The 16,220-nt window shown below is 59.0% G+C and carries 12 protein-coding genes, 1 tRNA gene and 2 pseudogenes; 10 read left to right on the top strand and 5 right to left on the bottom strand.

The window, feature by feature from the left end:
• Window positions 1-746: 746 nt before the first annotated feature.
• Window positions 747-833, top strand: a tRNA-Leu gene (locus JQ553_RS31955).
• Window positions 834-1,134: 301 nt separating this feature from the next.
• On the opposite strand, the gene JQ553_RS31950 is transcribed toward JQ553_RS31955, so the two are convergent.
• Window positions 1,135-1,398 carry a hypothetical protein gene (locus tag JQ553_RS31950; protein ID WP_212504051.1) on the bottom strand — a complete coding sequence of 88 codons (264 nt, stop codon included), beginning with the start codon at window positions 1,396-1,398 and terminating at the stop codon, window positions 1,135-1,137.
• 469 nt (window positions 1,399-1,867) lie between these two features.
• Here JQ553_RS31950 and JQ553_RS31945 point away from each other — a divergent pair, with 469 nt between their 5' ends.
• A complete protein-coding gene (locus JQ553_RS31945; protein ID WP_212504050.1) occupies window positions 1,868-2,560 on the top strand; it encodes a transposase in 693 nt (230 codons plus the stop codon).
• Window positions 2,561-3,055: 495 nt separating this feature from the next.
• Here the strand turns inward: JQ553_RS31945 and JQ553_RS31940 are convergent, their stop codons facing one another.
• Both JQ553_RS31940 and JQ553_RS34715 read right to left on the bottom strand, forming a co-directional pair.
• Window positions 3,056-3,274 (bottom strand): hypothetical protein, encoded by a 219-nt coding sequence (locus tag JQ553_RS31940; protein WP_212504049.1) that lies wholly within the window; start codon window positions 3,272-3,274, stop codon window positions 3,056-3,058.
• A 425-nt stretch (window positions 3,275-3,699) separates the two neighbouring features.
• Window positions 3,700-3,864, bottom strand: a pseudogene (locus JQ553_RS34715) (ATP-binding protein); the annotation flags it as partial.
• Between JQ553_RS34715 and JQ553_RS34710 the strand changes: the two are divergent.
• Window positions 3,848-4,049, top strand: a pseudogene (locus JQ553_RS34710) (DUF1488 family protein); the annotation flags it as partial. The pseudogenes JQ553_RS34715 and JQ553_RS34710 overlap by 17 nt on opposite strands.
• 187 nt (window positions 4,050-4,236) lie before the next feature.
• Entirely contained in the window at window positions 4,237-4,488 is a 252-nt protein-coding gene (locus tag JQ553_RS31930; protein WP_249144740.1) for a hypothetical protein, read from the top strand.
• Between the two features lie 101 nt (window positions 4,489-4,589).
• Here JQ553_RS31930 and JQ553_RS31925 read toward each other — a convergent pair whose 3' ends face one another.
• On the bottom strand, window positions 4,590-9,776 hold the full coding sequence (locus JQ553_RS31925) for an ATP-binding sensor histidine kinase (protein WP_212504048.1): 5,187 nt from the start codon (window positions 9,774-9,776) through the stop codon (window positions 4,590-4,592).
• Window positions 9,777-10,529: 753 nt separating this feature from the next.
• Here JQ553_RS31925 and JQ553_RS31920 point away from each other — a divergent pair.
• Both JQ553_RS31920 and JQ553_RS31915 read left to right on the top strand, forming a co-directional pair.
• Window positions 10,530-11,093 carry a PAS domain-containing protein gene (locus tag JQ553_RS31920; protein WP_249144739.1) on the top strand — a complete coding sequence of 188 codons (564 nt, stop codon included), beginning with the start codon at window positions 10,530-10,532 and terminating at the stop codon, window positions 11,091-11,093.
• Window positions 11,094-11,308: 215 nt separating this feature from the next.
• Window positions 11,309-11,875, top strand: a complete 567-nt coding sequence (locus JQ553_RS31915; protein ID WP_249144738.1) for a sulfite oxidase-like oxidoreductase — start codon at window positions 11,309-11,311, stop codon at window positions 11,873-11,875.
• A gap of 153 nt (window positions 11,876-12,028) precedes the next feature.
• Here the strand turns inward: JQ553_RS31915 and JQ553_RS31910 are convergent, their stop codons facing one another.
• Window positions 12,029-12,646 (bottom strand): glutathione S-transferase family protein, encoded by a 618-nt coding sequence (locus JQ553_RS31910; protein ID WP_212504046.1) that lies wholly within the window; start codon window positions 12,644-12,646, stop codon window positions 12,029-12,031.
• Between the two features lie 880 nt (window positions 12,647-13,526).
• On the opposite strand from JQ553_RS31910, the gene JQ553_RS34705 reads away from it, so the two are divergent.
• The 4 genes from JQ553_RS34705 to JQ553_RS31895 all read left to right on the top strand — a co-directional run bounded on the left by JQ553_RS34705 (window position 13,527) and on the right by JQ553_RS31895 (window position 15,877).
• Window positions 13,527-13,790, top strand: coding sequence for a hypothetical protein (locus JQ553_RS34705; protein ID WP_409363106.1), 264 nt, complete (start codon window positions 13,527-13,529; stop codon window positions 13,788-13,790).
• Between the two features lie 914 nt (window positions 13,791-14,704).
• On the top strand, window positions 14,705-14,875 hold the full coding sequence (locus JQ553_RS31905; RefSeq protein WP_212504045.1) for a hypothetical protein: 171 nt from the start codon (window positions 14,705-14,707) through the stop codon (window positions 14,873-14,875).
• A gap of 41 nt (window positions 14,876-14,916) precedes the next feature.
• Complete coding sequence (locus JQ553_RS31900; protein ID WP_212504044.1) at window positions 14,917-15,276, top strand: hypothetical protein; 360 nt, start codon at window positions 14,917-14,919, stop codon at window positions 15,274-15,276.
• A 160-nt stretch (window positions 15,277-15,436) separates the two neighbouring features.
• Complete coding sequence (locus tag JQ553_RS31895) at window positions 15,437-15,877, top strand: hypothetical protein (RefSeq protein WP_212504043.1); 441 nt, start codon at window positions 15,437-15,439, stop codon at window positions 15,875-15,877.
• The last annotated feature ends 343 nt before the right edge of the window (window positions 15,878-16,220 follow it).

Below are 16,220 nucleotides of genomic sequence, written 5' to 3'. Positions count from 1 at the left end.
CTTGCAGCCGCGTTTGCATTGAGCAACTCGGCCTCGCTCGCCCATAGCCATAAACGGCACCACTACCACTCGTACGGATCGTCCGCGAGGAGCGCTCCCAACGGTACGGCGGCAGGTCCAACAAGTCTCAGCGGCACAGGGCCTTCGAAGTTCGGCGGACAGATCCCGGGGCCAGCCCGCGCGGCCCGCCAATAGGGCTACCCGACCCGTCGATTTCGAGCGCATTTGCCTGCGCGCAGTGCGCGGCTGCGATCAGTTAATAAATGAGGGCGCCCTCATTTATTGACCTTTTGCAGTGGCTCGTGGACTACCTCGCGATCCCAACCCGGCCTGCCAGAGACGGAAGGTTGTGAGTTACCCTGAAAGTGCGCCACACCTGCTTCTTGCTGTACGGTAATCGGCGGGAAGACCCACTCCGAGGCTCGTTCATAGTGTGAGCGAGATAATCGTGAAGACTGATCCCCAGATCGTCTGTCGCCAGAGATCGGCGAGACTGATGTGGAGATTGCCGCCGTTCAACAGAAATTGGATTTGCTCTCCTCAGGGTCGGCTATGCCGCATGGTGGAAGCGCAACGGTGCCAGCGGCGACGAGGTGGCGCGCCTGATTGGCGACAAGTCGCTGCGCATGGGCACTACACTTGCCACGTCTCAACTGAACAGGTTTCCGGCCGAAATTGTCCAACTCGACGGATTTCGGCCCTAACATTTGCAATAGGTGGGCGGAAAAGCTAAGGGAATCAACATCGCGGACGTGGCGGAACTGGTAGACGCAAGGGACTTAAAATCCCTCGATGGCAACGTCGTGTGGGTTCGAGTCCCACCGCCCGCACCAGTCCAATCAACGACTTACAAGGAAACATTATTTGAGGCTTCGAGCTTCGAGTTGCTACCGTCAACAAACCGTCAACACCTCGTACGCGACGATTTCGAGCGCGAATTTCACGCCACGCCATGACCCCCTAACCTGCAAGAAAATCGCCTTCGGCGAGATGTGTTCATCCGGCGTCCGCGAGGTGCTGGTCTAATGCCGCGGCCACCGATGCGAGGCACCGCTAACTCAGACCCCTTTTTGCAGGTCGGCCTCGCCCCACAAAGCGCGTGCGGCCGTCTAGGACATCCGCGAGCTGAAGCGCCTACATGCGCGGCATCAGACCCGTCAGATTTATCAGCATAGCGTTGCAGGCATCCTCGGCGTCGGCGAACGTCTTGAAAGGTGAGCCGCCGATCTTGATCGCACCACGACTCTGATGAAGCGGGCGCCATGACGCCACATAGCCAAAGCGCCCGTGAAAGCCGGGGCCGGCGGGGTTGTCATGGGTGATCACAAACGAAAAATAGTCGGCGCTTGCGCTCCATATTTCCAAGTGCTCGACGGTGCGGTGAAATTGCATGGCCATCCCTGGTTGTTCGCCTGTAGCGGATCGCAAATATCCCAACGTTTGAACGAAGGGGTCCTCGTCCGTCTGTCCGAAGCCCGACAAATAGCCGCCTTTTCATTCGGCGTGTGGGAATTGGGACACACTGGCCCGATCACATCACCGGGGTTCGTTTGCTTGCGCTGCGGCAAGCGCGGCGCGGAGGTGCGGCCGAAGTTTTGACCAATCGCGTCCTCGCGCCAAAGCGCCCATCTCGCCGCCGCCACCAACGAGTCCGCTGACTACCTCCCGCCTATACGCGCAACTTTGCTCAGGCGCTGTCGCCAAGCCAATAGCCAGACCGGTCGCAAGCGGGCAGCGCAGCATCAGCTTTTTAGACATCGGTTTCTTCCAGGAGCGCTGCAATTCTCAACTTATTCGGGTTGCGTTCACCCTTCGCCGCCGCTGCGAGGATATCCGCAGATCACGGCGATGCGGCTGCTGCCGCTCATTGCCCCGAGATCCGCCGCGGCCCAGCTCTTCGAGCACTGCGTGCGACTGGACTTCGCCGGCATCAATTCGATCTCTGTGCCAAATGCGGTCGATATGCACCGAACGACGGCTTGATCTCAAGCCTGATTGGCTCACCGCCGATACCGCCTATGGCACCGGCAAACTGCTTGCATGGCTGTTGGGCCAAAGCATCACGCCGCATATTCCCGTGTGGGAAAGATATCCATCGTCTGATGGCATGTTCTCCCGGAGCGAATTCATCTACGACGCGGAGCGGAACGTCTATGTCTGTCCCAATGGCAAGCTCTTGCGAACCTCGGGAACGGTCCATGATGGCCGGGTCAGGAACTACCTGTCACAGCCTCAAGACTGCCGCACCTGCACGCTCAAGCAACGATGCACGCGCGCCCCGTTTAAGAAGATCGCGCGCGACATCAATGAAGATGCGCGCAACCATGCCCGGTCACTAAAGGGCACGCAGGAGTTCGAGCGATCGAGCAATGCGCGCAAGAAGGTAGAGATGCGTTTTGCGCACCTGAAGGTCCAGCATGGCTTTGAGCGCTTGCGCCTTCGCGGTCTCACCGGCGCCCGCGACGAGTTTCATCTCGCTGCCATCGTGCAGAACCTCAAGACAATGGCGCTGCGTCTGATCGGCCCGCCAACAAGGAGACCCTCTGCGGCGATGGCGTAAAAGGCTTGCCAGGTTGGTTGTGGGGCTTCCCGATCAGCTCCGGCGTCCAGCCAGGAATAAGCCGAAAACCCCTCCCGATAGCAAAACCAACTACGTCACGGCGTTTTTCGACAGCATCGACCCATCTGCGACCTCGTGCGATGTCCGCTTTCATACCGCTACTGAGGGCATAGCGGACTTCGTTCAAGGGGCCGGGGCGAGTTGAAAAAATTAGCATCCTCTCAATGTTCCAGCGCGGCGGCGCCGCAAAATTGCAACCTGTTATTGCTGGTTAAGGGCTTAGAGCGGAGATCAATGCGATTGTATAGAAGCCAAGCGAAAACGTCCGCTCATAGGGAGCCCTCGCAATTTGATAAATCAATCAACTAACGCTACCCGGTCCTCGGATTGTCCGCAACGGGTCGCGACAGGGTTGGCCAGCGGCAAGTCTGGCATGGTCCGCTATGCCGCAGAAGCGAAAGTAAGCTATCTTACGGCGATGCAATAGGAGTGACGCTACTGACCGAGACCGTCGCGCCCGTCGCCACTGTTTCTCGACCGCGATCCAGAAAGCCCGCGACCGTCAGCGCGTTGGCGCTGGCGCTGCACCTCGAGTGCAGCCGCGCGTACATCGACAAGCTCGAAGCCGAGGCCGTGATCCAGCGCCAGGGTGACCGTTTTCCGCTCGACCAGAGCCGCCGCGTCGCCTACCTGCGATACTTGCGGCGCGAGCATCGGCGTTCCTCGCGACCGTCCCAGTCACTCCCTGATCATGCCCGAGTAAGTGACTTGGGAGCCAACATAGACCCCTGTCTTCATGCGGCCCAAGTACCGCGTTTGGCACGCCGGCGAGCCATTGGTGTCTCTCCTGCAGATGCTCGAGTAAGCACCAAGCGGAGTTCGGCTGCGGCTTTTGTTTTCGTGGCGGCGCTGCGCCGTCTCGCGCCCAGGCCCCAAGCCAGCAATCGACCGCGATCAATGGCCACGGTAGGCGCGGACTCACGTCACGCCGAGCAGTCGTGCGAAGATGGAGCGCGTCTTGTCAAAAGGGGCGATTGGATAGGCAACCTCCAATACTGTCGCGTTCATCCGGACCAGAAAAGCCGCGGACGCGAAGGATTCAATCACGATGCAATGTCCGGCTGGGCAGACACGGTGAATTAAAAGGTGGTGCCGTGGGGCACGTTCGTACTGGCCCACAGCCGTCCGCCATGCGCTTCAATGATCGACCGGCAGATCGACAGGCCCATCCCCAGGCCGCCGGACTTTGTCGTGTAGAAGGCGTCAAAGACGCGCTCAAGGACCGCCGGCGCCAGGGAGATTCCTTGAGCGATCTCGACCTCTGCGATTAACTATCTCAAGCGCGCGGCCCGCAAGCGAGGCCCCAGCAACGAGAAGCCCAGTTCACCCGACTCGCGACCGCATCGAAGCACGCGTGGCAAGCAAATATCGCGCGACGCAGTTCGAAGGTACGCCGCCCGGGATTGGGCTACGAGGCATCGATTTCAGGACGTCGGCCCGTGGAAGCGATCGGGGCGTCTCCATCAGTGAGCTTCTTAGTCCCTATCGATTGAAGACTTCCTTGTCGCGGACCGACGGAAACTCCGCAGGGGCTTCAGGCGAGCGACACTTCGCATCGCTTATCAGTAGCGCTCGCAGAACTGTCTGCGCTATCGTATAGGGACCGCGCCAGCCAGATGCAGAGCGCGCTTTTGTCGGTGAATCCGTTAGCACCGTCTTTTGCCGGCATGTCCTTCGAGGCGTTTCCGCCAGCAGCCGATTTCCTGGCGTCACGCTTTTTGCCGGAAACCACCTGCTTGATCACCGACGTTCACATGCCCGGAATGACCGGAGTCGAGCTGCACAGGCATTTGGTCGATGCGGGGTACGCGATCCCGACGATCCTCGTTACCGCCTACCCCGATGAGGTCGTCAGGGATCGGCTCTAAAGGATGGGATTGTTTGCTACCTCGGCAAGCCAGTGGACGGACGGTATCTCGAGCGATGCCTGCGTTCGGCTCTGCAGCCGGGTACGCCGATTGAAGACAATTCATGAGTCGCTGTCCGCCGGCAGGGTAAACTGAAACACGGCGCCGCGAGGCTCGTTTGCTTCCGCCCACAACTTGCCCCCATGTGCGTGGATGATGGAGCGGCATATCGACAACCCCATCCCTGTTCCACTGGACTTCGTGGTGTAAAAGGCGTCGAAGACTCGATCGAGTTGCTGCGCATCAATGCCCGGCCCCGAATCGCGTACGGCCACGAGGGCGCCTGCCTGATCCCGCTCGGTGCTGATCAACAGCTCTCTTGCCCCCTCCTCAACCGAGCCCATTGCTTCAGCCGCGTTCAGTATCAGGTTCAGCAAGACCTGTTGCAGCTGAACGCAATCCCCCATAACCGGAAGCAGTCCATCTGCAAGCCGAGTTTGGACCGAAACGCCATTCCTGTGGATCACGCTTTGCGCCAGTACAATCACTTCACGGGTAGCCGAATTGAGATCAAAACGCTCCTTTCGCAGAGGCGCTTTCTTGATGTGATCACGCATCCGTCCGACGATATCCCTGGCTCGGTCCGTGTCCCTGACAGCGCAAGCGAGCGCTTCCCTGGTCTCATCCAGGTTTGGCGGATTCATTTCCAAAAAGCGCATCCCTGCACGGACGTTGTTGCGCGCGGTAGCGATCGGATGCAGAATTTCGTGTGAGAGCGAAGCTGCCAACTCTCCCATCATGCTCACGCGGTTCATGTGGGCGAAATCCAACTCGAGCTGGCGCAGCTTTTCACGTTCGTCCTGTGCCCGCCTTCGTTCCGTCACATCGACGGTTGTGGTGATGACCTCACTCACCGTGCCCTGGGGGGAAAACACATGATAGCTGGTTCCTTCGACCCATTTGATTGTTCCATCAGGTAGGAGGAGTCTGAACTCGGCCATGAAATCTCTTTTCTGGTGCACGGCCTCCTGAACCGCTCCCCACACTTTATCGCGGTCCTCTGGGTGAATGCGCTCCCACATACTTTGTCGGCTTGGAAGGCCCTGCAGCGGATCAAATCCCCAGATCCTGTAACTCCCGTCCGACCAATAGAGGTAACGTTTCGTTGTCGCGTCGTAGATCCAATTGCCGGTGCGGCTGAGTCTCTGTGCTTGGCTAAGCGCTTCCTCGACCCGCTTGCGCTCGGTCAGATCGAGGACGAACGCAAGGCGGTCGCCTCCTTCCTTGAACAGCGCGGCGCCCACAAGCACCGGAACGCGGCTGCCGTCCTTCCGAACATACTCCTTCTCGAAGGGTTGAACGACGCCGGTTGAGTTTAGTTCAGCCTGGGTGAGTATGTCGCGCTCGCGCCATTCGGGCGGGGACAGCTCAGTCCAGCGCACGCGGCCCGACACCAGGTCCTCTCGGTCATATCTTAAGATACGTAGAAACGCGTCATTGGCTTCAAGAATTCGACCTTCGCGATCGGCAATGAGGATCCCAATGATGTTGGCGTCGACCAAACGCCGAATCTTCCCTTCGCGATCTGCGACGTCGCGATAAAGCCGCGAATTTTCGAGCGAGATCGCCGCCTGCGATACAAGCACCTTCAACACTGTGACGCGATCAGGTGTGAAGACGTGGGACGTCAGGTTGTTTTCGAGGTAGAGTACACCGGCCAGTCTGCCCTGTTTGAGCAACGGCAGGCAAAGAATTGAACGGGCGTGATGCTGATTTATGTACTTATCGGCAGAAAAAGGGTTGGCGGCCGCCGCATCGTGGAGAAGAACGCTCTCTTTCGTCCGGATCACGTAGTGTAGGATGGACTCCGGCAGATCTGCAGCAGTTACACTTTCTTGTCGCTGACCGACGGTCACCGTATTATTGCTGGCCGTGACTTCCGCCTCAATCCGATACCCATCACCTACCGCAAGGATCAACAGACCTCGCCCGGCACCCGCGTGCTCAATCGCTGTCCGCATCAGCGTGTCGATCAGTTTTTCTAGAACGATCTCGCCTGACACTGCTTCCGAGACTCTGATTACGGTAGCCAAATCGAGCTGCTCGATGGGTGTCACTATCGTCGCCGTGGAATCCGGGATCGACTTGTCCACTTTGAGGTCCGGATAAAGCTCCTCGAGTTGGCGAACCTTTCCGTCGGCTCCCCAGCGCTGGTAGCAAGCCTGTGCGGCCCGCAAATAGGTCGCCGCGATCTTCTTATAACCGCGCTCTGCGTAGAAACGACCGGCAATCTCGTTGGCAAGCGCCTGGTTGTGCACGAACCCGTGTTTGTGAGCCTCACGGATGGCCTTGTCGTACAGCTCCCGAGCGTTCACTAACCGGCCCTCAATGCGAGCGATCTCGGCGCCGACCAAGGCAGCGAGATCTTCGAAGATTTCGGGGTTAACCTCCGCCCACACTTGGAGCTGCCGGTGGTGGTCCAGCACATAATCAAAATGCGTCGGTCTCTGCTCCGGTGTGGCGCGATCCCAGACCGCCGCATGCGCCAGCGCGCCATAGAATCGATACACCGCTGACTCGAACATTGCCGCCGACGTCCAAAGCAGCGGTTCCGCGTGCAGCGAGGCGTCGACCGCCGACGCAAGGTCTCCGGCGAAAAAGTGCGCCTGCAGCTTTCGCGTCCAGTAATAGAACTCGGCGAGCACCAGATCGGGGCTGTTGGCCAAGCGGCGTTCGGTATCGAGTTCGCTGTATCCATCATGATCCAGGCACCCGAACGTCGCAGTCAGCCCGCGCAAGGTGAGGATCAAACCGAGTTGTGCTCCGCAGCGCTCGATGACCAGGCCGAAACGCACCCGCCTGGCAAATGCCAGGCCGTTCTCGCATTCCTTTTGCACTTCCGCGAGTGGATCTCCGGCGGCGAGGCCAACCGTGACGGTCAGCAGCTCGCACTCGGCGGTCAGATACTCGATCGAGAAGATGAGCTGGTGATTACGTTCGCAAGTCTTTTCTGCAAGAAGGGCTCTGCCGGCCCTGAGATACTTCAGCGCCGAGTCGTATGCTGTCGAGAGTTTCGCGCGCCGGCCTGCGATCAGATTCAGTTCTGCGACGCGCTCGCGATCCTCGACAGAGGTGATGAGATGGGAGCCCCGGTTGAGTTGATTGACGATCTCAAATATCGCCTCCTCACGTTTTTCAGCGGACGTGTGCTCGGCGAGGAGCATTCCGATGCGTAGGTGAGCCTCGGCACGCAGCTCCTTCGGGATCAGCGAGTAGGCGGCTTCCTGCACGCGGTCGTGCAGGAAGCCGTAGGAATTGTCCGCACGGAAGATGAGGCCCGATCGCACGGCTTCCCAGAGATGGTCGTGCATGTCCTCAACCGAGCCCTGATACCCCATGCGCAGCATCTCGAACTCTGCACTGTTGCCCATGCAGGCGAATTGCTGGAGTACCTCCTGGGTTTCCGGCGGAAGGCGCTTCAACTTCTCGACCATCAGCTCTACAACATTGTCCGTGAAGCCTTTGGCACGAATGCGGAGCAGGTCCCATACCCAACGCCGCGCGCGGTAATCGAATGTCAGCAGGCGATCGTCCGCCAGAGTAGAAATGAACTGGATTGCGAAGAACGGGTTGCCCGTGGTCTTTTCGTGAATCAAGTCTGCCAATGGGGCGGCGCGCTCCAGTTGGCAGTGAAGGGAGTCCACAAGCAGTCGACCTAGATCGTCGCGACTGAGTGGTGTGAGAACGATGTCCTGCACTGCCGCTCCGGCCTGACGGATCGCTTCTAGCTTACGTACCAGCGGGTGGGTGGCATTGACCTCGTTGTCCCGATACGCACCAATGAGCAGTAAGTGCTGCAAATCGTTGCGGGTCAATAGATCTTCGAGGAGGTCGAGTGTGGCGACATCCAGCCATTGCATATCATCGAGGAAGAGCGCGAGCGGATGTTCAGGTCGCGCAAATACGCCGATGAACCGTCGAAATGCGATCTGAAAACGTCTCTGCGCTTCCTGCGGCGGCAATTCGGGCACTGGCGGCTGCTCGCCAATGACATGCTTCAATTCCGGGACAAGATCGACGAGGAGCAGTCCGTTCGGACCCAGCGCCTCGCGAAGTTCGTCCTGCCATTTGCGCAGGTCTTTCTCGTTCTGGCTGAGGAGCCCCCGGATGAGGCTCTGAAACGCCTGAGCCAGCGAGGCATGCGGAATGTCGCGCTTGTACTGGTCGGATTTGCCAGACGCAAACAAGCCGCGTGGCGGCACGAGTGGTTTGTGGAGCTCATTGACGACTGCGGATTTGCCGATGCCGGAGTATCCGGAGACCAGCACCAGTTCCGCTCGGCCACCGCCAACGATGCGGTCGAAGGCGGTGAGCAGAGTGTCAACCTCGAGGTCCCTCCCGTACAGCTTCTCGGGGATCGTGAGGCGACCCGGGGTGTCGCCAGCGCCAGGAGTGAAGTCATCGATCCACCCCTGGGACTCCCATTGGGACAGGCAGCGCCGAAGATCGCTCTCAACTCCCACCGCTGTCTGATACCTCTCCTCCGCCGTTTTGGAGAGCAACTTCATCGTGATCGCGGAGACCGAGGCTGGCACGGTTCCCACCCGCTCACTCGGTGTGGCTGGTTGTTTCGCGATGTGACAGTGCACCCATTCCATCGGGTCGGAGGCCGTGAATGGAAGACTCCCGGTCAGCATTTCGTAAAACGTCACTCCAAGCGAGTAAAGGTCGCTCCGAGAATCGATCGAACGGTTCATTCGTCCCGTCTGCTCGGGTGCCATGTAGGCGAGCGTTCCCGCGATGAACTCGGGAGGTTGGGGCGACTGACGCTCGCGCGGAAGTTGGGACGCAATCCCGAATCCGGTGAGCCACGCGTTGCCGGTGTCGTCGACGAGGACATTCGCAGGCTTGATATCCTTATGTATGAGACCCTGCTGATGAACCTGACCGAGTGTTCTTGCCAATCCAATGGCGGTGCTAAGGAAGCGAGTCAGGTCGAGCGGTTGCCCCTGGTCACGCTCAAGAATCCGATCCAGCGGCTGACCGCCAGGGTCCTTGAGTAAGAGGATAGTCCGCCCTTCGTGACGAGTAATGGCCAGAGGCTTGGCAGCCCACGCGGGATCGAGCTCGGCTGCGAACGAGTATTCGTGCATGAGCCGCCTGACACTCTGAGGCGACGGCTGTTCAAAGAGTGCGATCGCCAGGACTGGCGAGGGGTCGTCGTGCTTTCGGCCGCGGTAAAGGGTAAAGTCCGCGCTTTCCCGCAGGGGCACCAGCACGTACCCCGAGAGCCCCGGGATAGGTGACATTCTTGTCGCCACGGCATCACGACCTCGGAGTATTCATTGGGACAGGAGGCTAGAAAGATGTCAACAGGAACGAAATATCAATGGCAGCGCCGGCCGTATAGTGGGTTCAATCTTTCTAACGAACTGGAACTTTCTAGCGAACTGAAAGGGATCTCTTCATCGACAGGATTCTCCCGCAGCGGCACTCCTGCTGACCAGGCAAATGCGCTGGCTTCCGCCAAGCTTCTGCGCAGATGTGCCCAAGGCAGACGGATTAGCCTCCAGCGGGGCGTTTGCTCATAAAGCCGAGCCAAGTATCGAGAAGTCCGCTTCTTGGATTGTGTCTTTTCGGTCATGTTCCGGCATCCCTCCGCCTCCCGCAACTTGTCGGATCTGCAATCAGGAACCTACCTGGTTTAGCGTTCCGAAGGCGAGAACTGCGCTTACCCCGCGATCTTTCACGCTCGGTCCACGTCACGCGCTATCCCTCGTCCTCGTCGGGCCCCATCATCTGGCTCATAGTCCCGCTATCGGAGATGTGGCGGCCAGTCTCCGCGAAGCCCGTTCTCAGGAGTTGAAGAGGTGCCGCAAGTTAGAGTCTTCCGGCGTGGTCTGAAGCGTCCTCATTACAAACGGGTCAAATGGTGCCGCCGCAGACCGCGCATATAGCGCCCCTCGCTTAAGACAGCCTTGCTGCTAAACTATCGTTACCCTTGCGGGAACCGCGTTCTTGCCCCAGTGTTTACCGAGTCTTTCGCGCAAAGGAGGTTGAAAATGGCAACCAAGATGGCAACCAGCGTGACAGATAGTGGCTTAGCAACAAGCACGATGATTTTGGATGGCGACTTCGACGAGATCGACTTCCGAGGAGAACTCGTCGACGGGCACCTCGTCGCAAAAGGAATTCTTGCAGACCAAGCGGCAATGGATTCTATCCCAGTAGGGATATACGTTCTCGAAAAGGATGCCACCGTCGTCAAGTGCAACAAAGCTGCAATCGCGGGTTGGGGACGCACGCCGTCTCTGGGAACCTCGGAAAAGTATTGCGGGTCACACCTTCTTCGTTACCCCTCAGGAGAAGTGATGCCGCACGAACTTGCACCACCCTCCGTGGTGATCAACAACGGCGGCACCGTTCGGAACGCCGATGTGATTTGCGAGCAGCCCAACGGCAATCGTCTTCTGGCCCTCGTTAATGTCTTTCCAATTCGTGACAACGAGGACGAAGTGATCGGAGCTGTCAACATTTTCCGTCACAATACCAGCAAGACTGTTCCTGGCTTACTCTCCGAGGTTGCAAGTAGTGCTAACTCCAAGATCTGTAAGGGGGAGCAGTGAGGCTTCCTCTTCGCCGCTTCGGGCTGCGCTAGCATCTTGATAGGTCGCTTCTCGGAGTGCGGGTCCAAGAAACTCAATGTTTGGTTATGTCCGCCGCAACCCGGCTGACCGCGTTTCAGGCCCCCAAAATTACGACGTGCGCCAACTAGGCCGCGCTATACCTTGCGGTGGAGCTATTTGTGCAATCGAACGAGCGACGCGAACGGGAGCGTGAGATGCGTGCCGCTGGACGGCTGCCCCCAGGACAGTCGCTGACGCTCAAGTGGCCGGTGCTGCACGTGGGCTCGGTGCCGCTCTTTCGTTCCGGGACGTGGGATTTTCGCGTGTTCGGCCTAGTAGAGGAGCAACTGCGGCTTTCGTGGAAAGAGTTCTCCAATCTGCCGCAGAGCGAGGTGTTTGCGGACATGCATTGCGTCAACAGCTGGAGCCGGTTCGACAACCATTGGGGAGGATTGCTCGCCACAGAATTGATGAAGCGAGTGAAGCTGCGGCCAGAGGCGCGGCATGTGATGGTCCATGGCGAGAACAACTACACGGCCAACCTGCCAATCTCGGATTTTCTGCGCCCGACGACGATTTTCGCCCTGCGGCATGACGGCGAACCCCTTACGGCTGAACATGGCTACCCGCTGCGCCTCGTGGTGCCAAACCTCTATGCGTATAAGAGCGTGAAGTGGGTGCGCGGCATCGAGTTGTTGGATCGCGAATCGCCGGGCTTATGGGAATTTAACGGATATCACATCTACGGCGACCCGTTCAAAGAGCAACGATCTTCGAGCTGAACATCGGAACGCGGGACGGTCGCCCGGTTGACGTGGATATTGGCGGATTTGATGTCCTTCTGGACGAGGTCGCGGCGGTGGACCTGGGTAAGTGCCGCCGCGATGGCGAGGCGCAAGCGAGCGGATGAGGCGCCCGCAATGGCCGCGGCAATTCTATTCTCGTAATATGCGAGCCGCCTGCGCCGCCGGTCTATTGAGGCTCGCAGCCAGCCAAGCATCAAATCTTGGGTAGGACGTGAGGTCCAACTCTAGACGGGCGAGAACGCACAGAACGCTCGCAACCATAAAATCGGCCATGTCCCATGTGCCACCGCCGAAAAACTGAGTTTTGACGAGTTGATCCTCAAGTATCGCGAGTTTTGCGCGCAGGGTTTCTTCTGCCTGAACGGCCAAGGTCTCGTTCCGCTGCTCCGGCGGAAAGAAGATCCGATTTCTGAACAGCGTTATCAGTGCCGGTTCGACCTCGGTAGTCGCAAAGAATGCCCACTGAAGCATCCGTCCGCGACCTTGCGGCTTCGACGGATATAGGAAGTTCTTGTAAGTCTCGGCGAGATAGAGGTTAATCGCCGCGGTCTCCCACACGACAAAACCGCCGTCATCAATAGCGGGCACAAGTCCGTTCGGGTTCAGCGCGAGATACCAGGGTTCTTTGCATTGCGCGTTTGGCAGGCTGAACGTTACAGGAATGAGTTCGTAGGGAATGCCGATGTCGTTTGCGAGCCAGATGACGCAAAACGCACGGGAGTGCGGGGCTCCATAAATCCTGAGCATGCGATTTTCCCTTCGGGATAGGACCGAGCCGCAAGCTGAAAGGATACCTTGCGCGATCCAGGGTGACAAACGCCATGCAGGCGCGCACCATCACAGGCGGCGTGTATCGGATCTACCAGCCTGATCGGTCTGGGAAGCATTTCCCGACCTTGGCCCGTATCGACGTAATCCACCGCTGGTCAGCGGCGGTTTCGCAATTGTCGCAATCCGTCAGCTTTTGAGTGCCAAGCGGACATGCGCGGACCTTTTTGTGCTGGTCATGTTTGTGCAACATTTTCTCAACCTGCGGCCGCTAAAATTGGAGCGCCGCCGCGCTCGGTAGAAGGGTCTGCCCCGTACGCCGACTAGCCCCCTCCCTGCCCTTAGAATGCTGCGCGATTGCTGCTCGGCGGTCGGGTGATGCCTTGGTAGGTTCTCAAGGGCACCAACCGTTCAGCTGCGTCGGCGATTTCAGCTTGCGAATGGAGCCCAACTTTTTCGAGCAAGCGAGCTCGCTGTTCTGACACCTGCTTGGCGCTACCTCCAAGCTTGGCCGAGGCGACTGATCAACCTGATGCAGCGCTGTGTGATCAGCAAGCCAAAAAACGGCAACTCAACCTCACGGCCACGTCCGCTTAGCCCCCCGAAGGCGGACATCACGGAACTTTTGAGAGGAGCCACAAGCAGTCTTCGTAATAGAGCCTAGCCTTGGCTGCTCACTAGGACCCGATAGGACAACATCTGTGTCTTTCCTTTCGCAGGCCTCCGATATCGCAAATCGCCTCGCGGCTTGACCTAAGTCAAACGCGGCTATGCCTCGGAAGCTGACCATCTGCAACGTCAGGCGCTGATTGCAACCGACGGCATGCTATCGATCTTACTGTGAAGTCACGAGGCGCTTATGCGGGAGTTTCAATCTCTTGCAAAACTTACATTCGCAGGTCTCGCATGCAGCGCGTCGCTGGGAATTGCGGGCGTGATGTTCAGCAGCGAGCCGGCAGGCGCGGTCGTGTACTGCACGTATGTCGGGTATCCAGCAGGTTGCGTTGCGAGGGCCGGTGTAGTGCTTAGGCCGCGCCCGGTTGCGCGCGCTGTACGCGGAACGGCGACACAAGGCACGGCAATAAATCGAGGCGGTCCAGTCAACCGCGTTGGTCGTCGCTAGCCTCTCGGTTGGCGTCCGTGCGCTTTGCTTCCTGGCGATGTCCGCTTCGGGTCTTGGGTCGTTCTTGGACCTCCGCGCGGTCCAGACATTAGCGGCGCGCGACCGTCGAAGGATGGCGAACCCTCCGCAATCGGTCGTCAGGGTTCTCTGGGTGAGACCCGTCGCGGGGTAAGTGGGTCATTGCAGGAGACGGTCGCAGTGCTACGGCGCGGATGAGGTCAAGACGGCGCGCGGTGCGATGTAGTAGGCACTAGCGCAATAAGATAGCGATGGCGACCAGCACGACCGGCATCATTCCAAGCAACCAAACGGCAATGACGAACCAGAGATTCCCCATTGGAGAAAGTCTAGCATCGGAGCAATCCTCGGCCAGAAATAACTGCGCGTGCCGGTCACATGGCCCATGAGCACTGAGCCGGTCGGCAACGACGCGGGCTTGGCGATGCTGCGACCTAAGCTCTAGCGCTGGCGTTTGACCCGTTGCGGAAGTGGTCGGCTTTACGGGCGCGCTCCCTAAGCCTTCGTGTCATTCCCGTGCCCCTTTTGATGGCCGGCGCATACCCACGTTCAATTGAGCGGCTGACCGCGATCGTCCTACGCTGCACACGTAGGAAAAGCGCACAGGCCCATGCAGTGCGACGGTGGAAAAAGATGATCGACGAACAGCGACGATAGTACCAAGAGGAGACTACGATGCCCCCCCATTGCTCCGATAATCTTAGATCTGGTCGAGCCACGCGATGCGCAGTTTGTGATGGCAAGTTTGGTCTCGTCCGGCACTACTCATGGCGAACCCCGCTTTGTTCCAAGAAGTGCGTCGATCGCTTCAGAACTCGCAGGGAAAGTGACCGCAATTGGGTGAGCTGGCTCCAAATCGCCCTCGACCAGCTGCCCAAGAACCGCGCGAGGGCTTTATGACGGTCCATAATTCGCAACGAGGCAAGGAATATTTAGAGATAGCACAGACTTTGCTCCGCGCCGCCAAAACCATGACCGACTCAACGATTGCGGGTCAGCTTAAGGCCCTGGCCGACGACTACCAGCGGCGAGCTGATAAGGCTTCGCATGTTGATGCAGATGGATGAATTTCCTGACTGCACAGAGAGATTCTGGGATTGGGTGCGAGATGAATAATCACAATTGGCATGTAACGGTTGTTGTATTCACTGTCGTGCTGCCGATTTCTACAATCGGTCACGCCCGCGCCCACGATTATCAGCACCCTGAGTTGAACAGTTGGTATGAGAGCTTGCACAGCGGCAAAGGGCCCTGCTGCGACGGCAGCGATGCGAAGCGCGTTGATGACGCCGATTGGGAAACTAAGGACGGTCACTATCGCGTGCGCATTGATGGCGAGTGGGTTGATGTTCCAAACAACGCTGTCGTGGATGGACCGAACCGCGCTGGTCGCACGATGGTCTGGCCCTACTATCTGAACGGCGCTTTCATTGGCGTCAGATGCTTCATGCCCGGAAGCATGGGCTGATCGCGCGCGCAGGGCGATGACGCCTTGCACATAAGCGTGAGTTAGACATGGCCAATCCCGTCGCAAAGATCGTCAATCGTCGCCTTCCTCGCGGCGGTCGTCGTCATGGTCGCGCTGGCGGTCTGGATGGGCCTGTAGCTAACGATCGAGGGAGACGGCGATGACAGATCGGGAGAACTCACCGGCCTATGCGGCGCTGCCACGGAGCGCGCGGCGGGTGTTCGCTGCGATTGAGCGCTCTATCGGCGACCGCTCAAGCGCGAGCGTGAGCTACATTTCTTTCCTGCTGGATCATCACATCGCGGAAAAAGCCGTGTCGCCATCGCTGAAGCTGCTGGACCATCTCGGGCTGATCGAGATTGAGCCGGGTCCGCGCTGCGGCAACGTGTTCCGGCTCAGTCGGCGTTGGTGTAGCATTGATGCGGTCGAGGCTGAGCAGCTGGCGCGCGAGGTGCAGCAGCAGCGGCGCTTCGCCAAGCCGCGGAAGCCGAAGCCGGTGAAGCCGCCGCCGCTGAAGCCAATGACCGTGGCGCGTCCGCGCATCACGCAGCGGCGGGTGCCGTCACTGCCGACGATGCCGTGGCAGGACGACGGGCGTTGAGGGCCGCGACCAGACCAAGGGACAGCAGGCGATTCAGAACACCCTGCTGTCGCCCGAAGACGGCGGCAAAGGCGGTCGCGAAACCCGCAATTGACCTCCCGGAAAACGGGAAGTTTGGGCGCGAGCGTTTGCGCCTAGCGCGCCTACGCGCACACCGCGGGTTCGAGGCTGCAGCCCGGGCCCGTGGCGCAGAAACAACTCCAATGGATAATCGGCACATTTCTTACGCTGGCTTGATCATATCCCGTGCATAGGCCAGGCCGATACCGTATCCGCCGCCGTGAGCCTCCACGATCGCTCGCGCCCCGTCATAGGTCTCATGCCGGGTCCAGTCGCGCTGAAG

Origin of the sequence: Bradyrhizobium lablabi (assembly GCF_018131005.1) — a bacterium.
Classification (GTDB): Bacteria; Pseudomonadota; Alphaproteobacteria; order Rhizobiales; family Xanthobacteraceae; genus Bradyrhizobium; species Bradyrhizobium lablabi_D.
The sequence above is the reverse complement of the archived record's forward strand: the minus strand, read 5'-3'. Positions and strand labels throughout refer to the sequence as shown.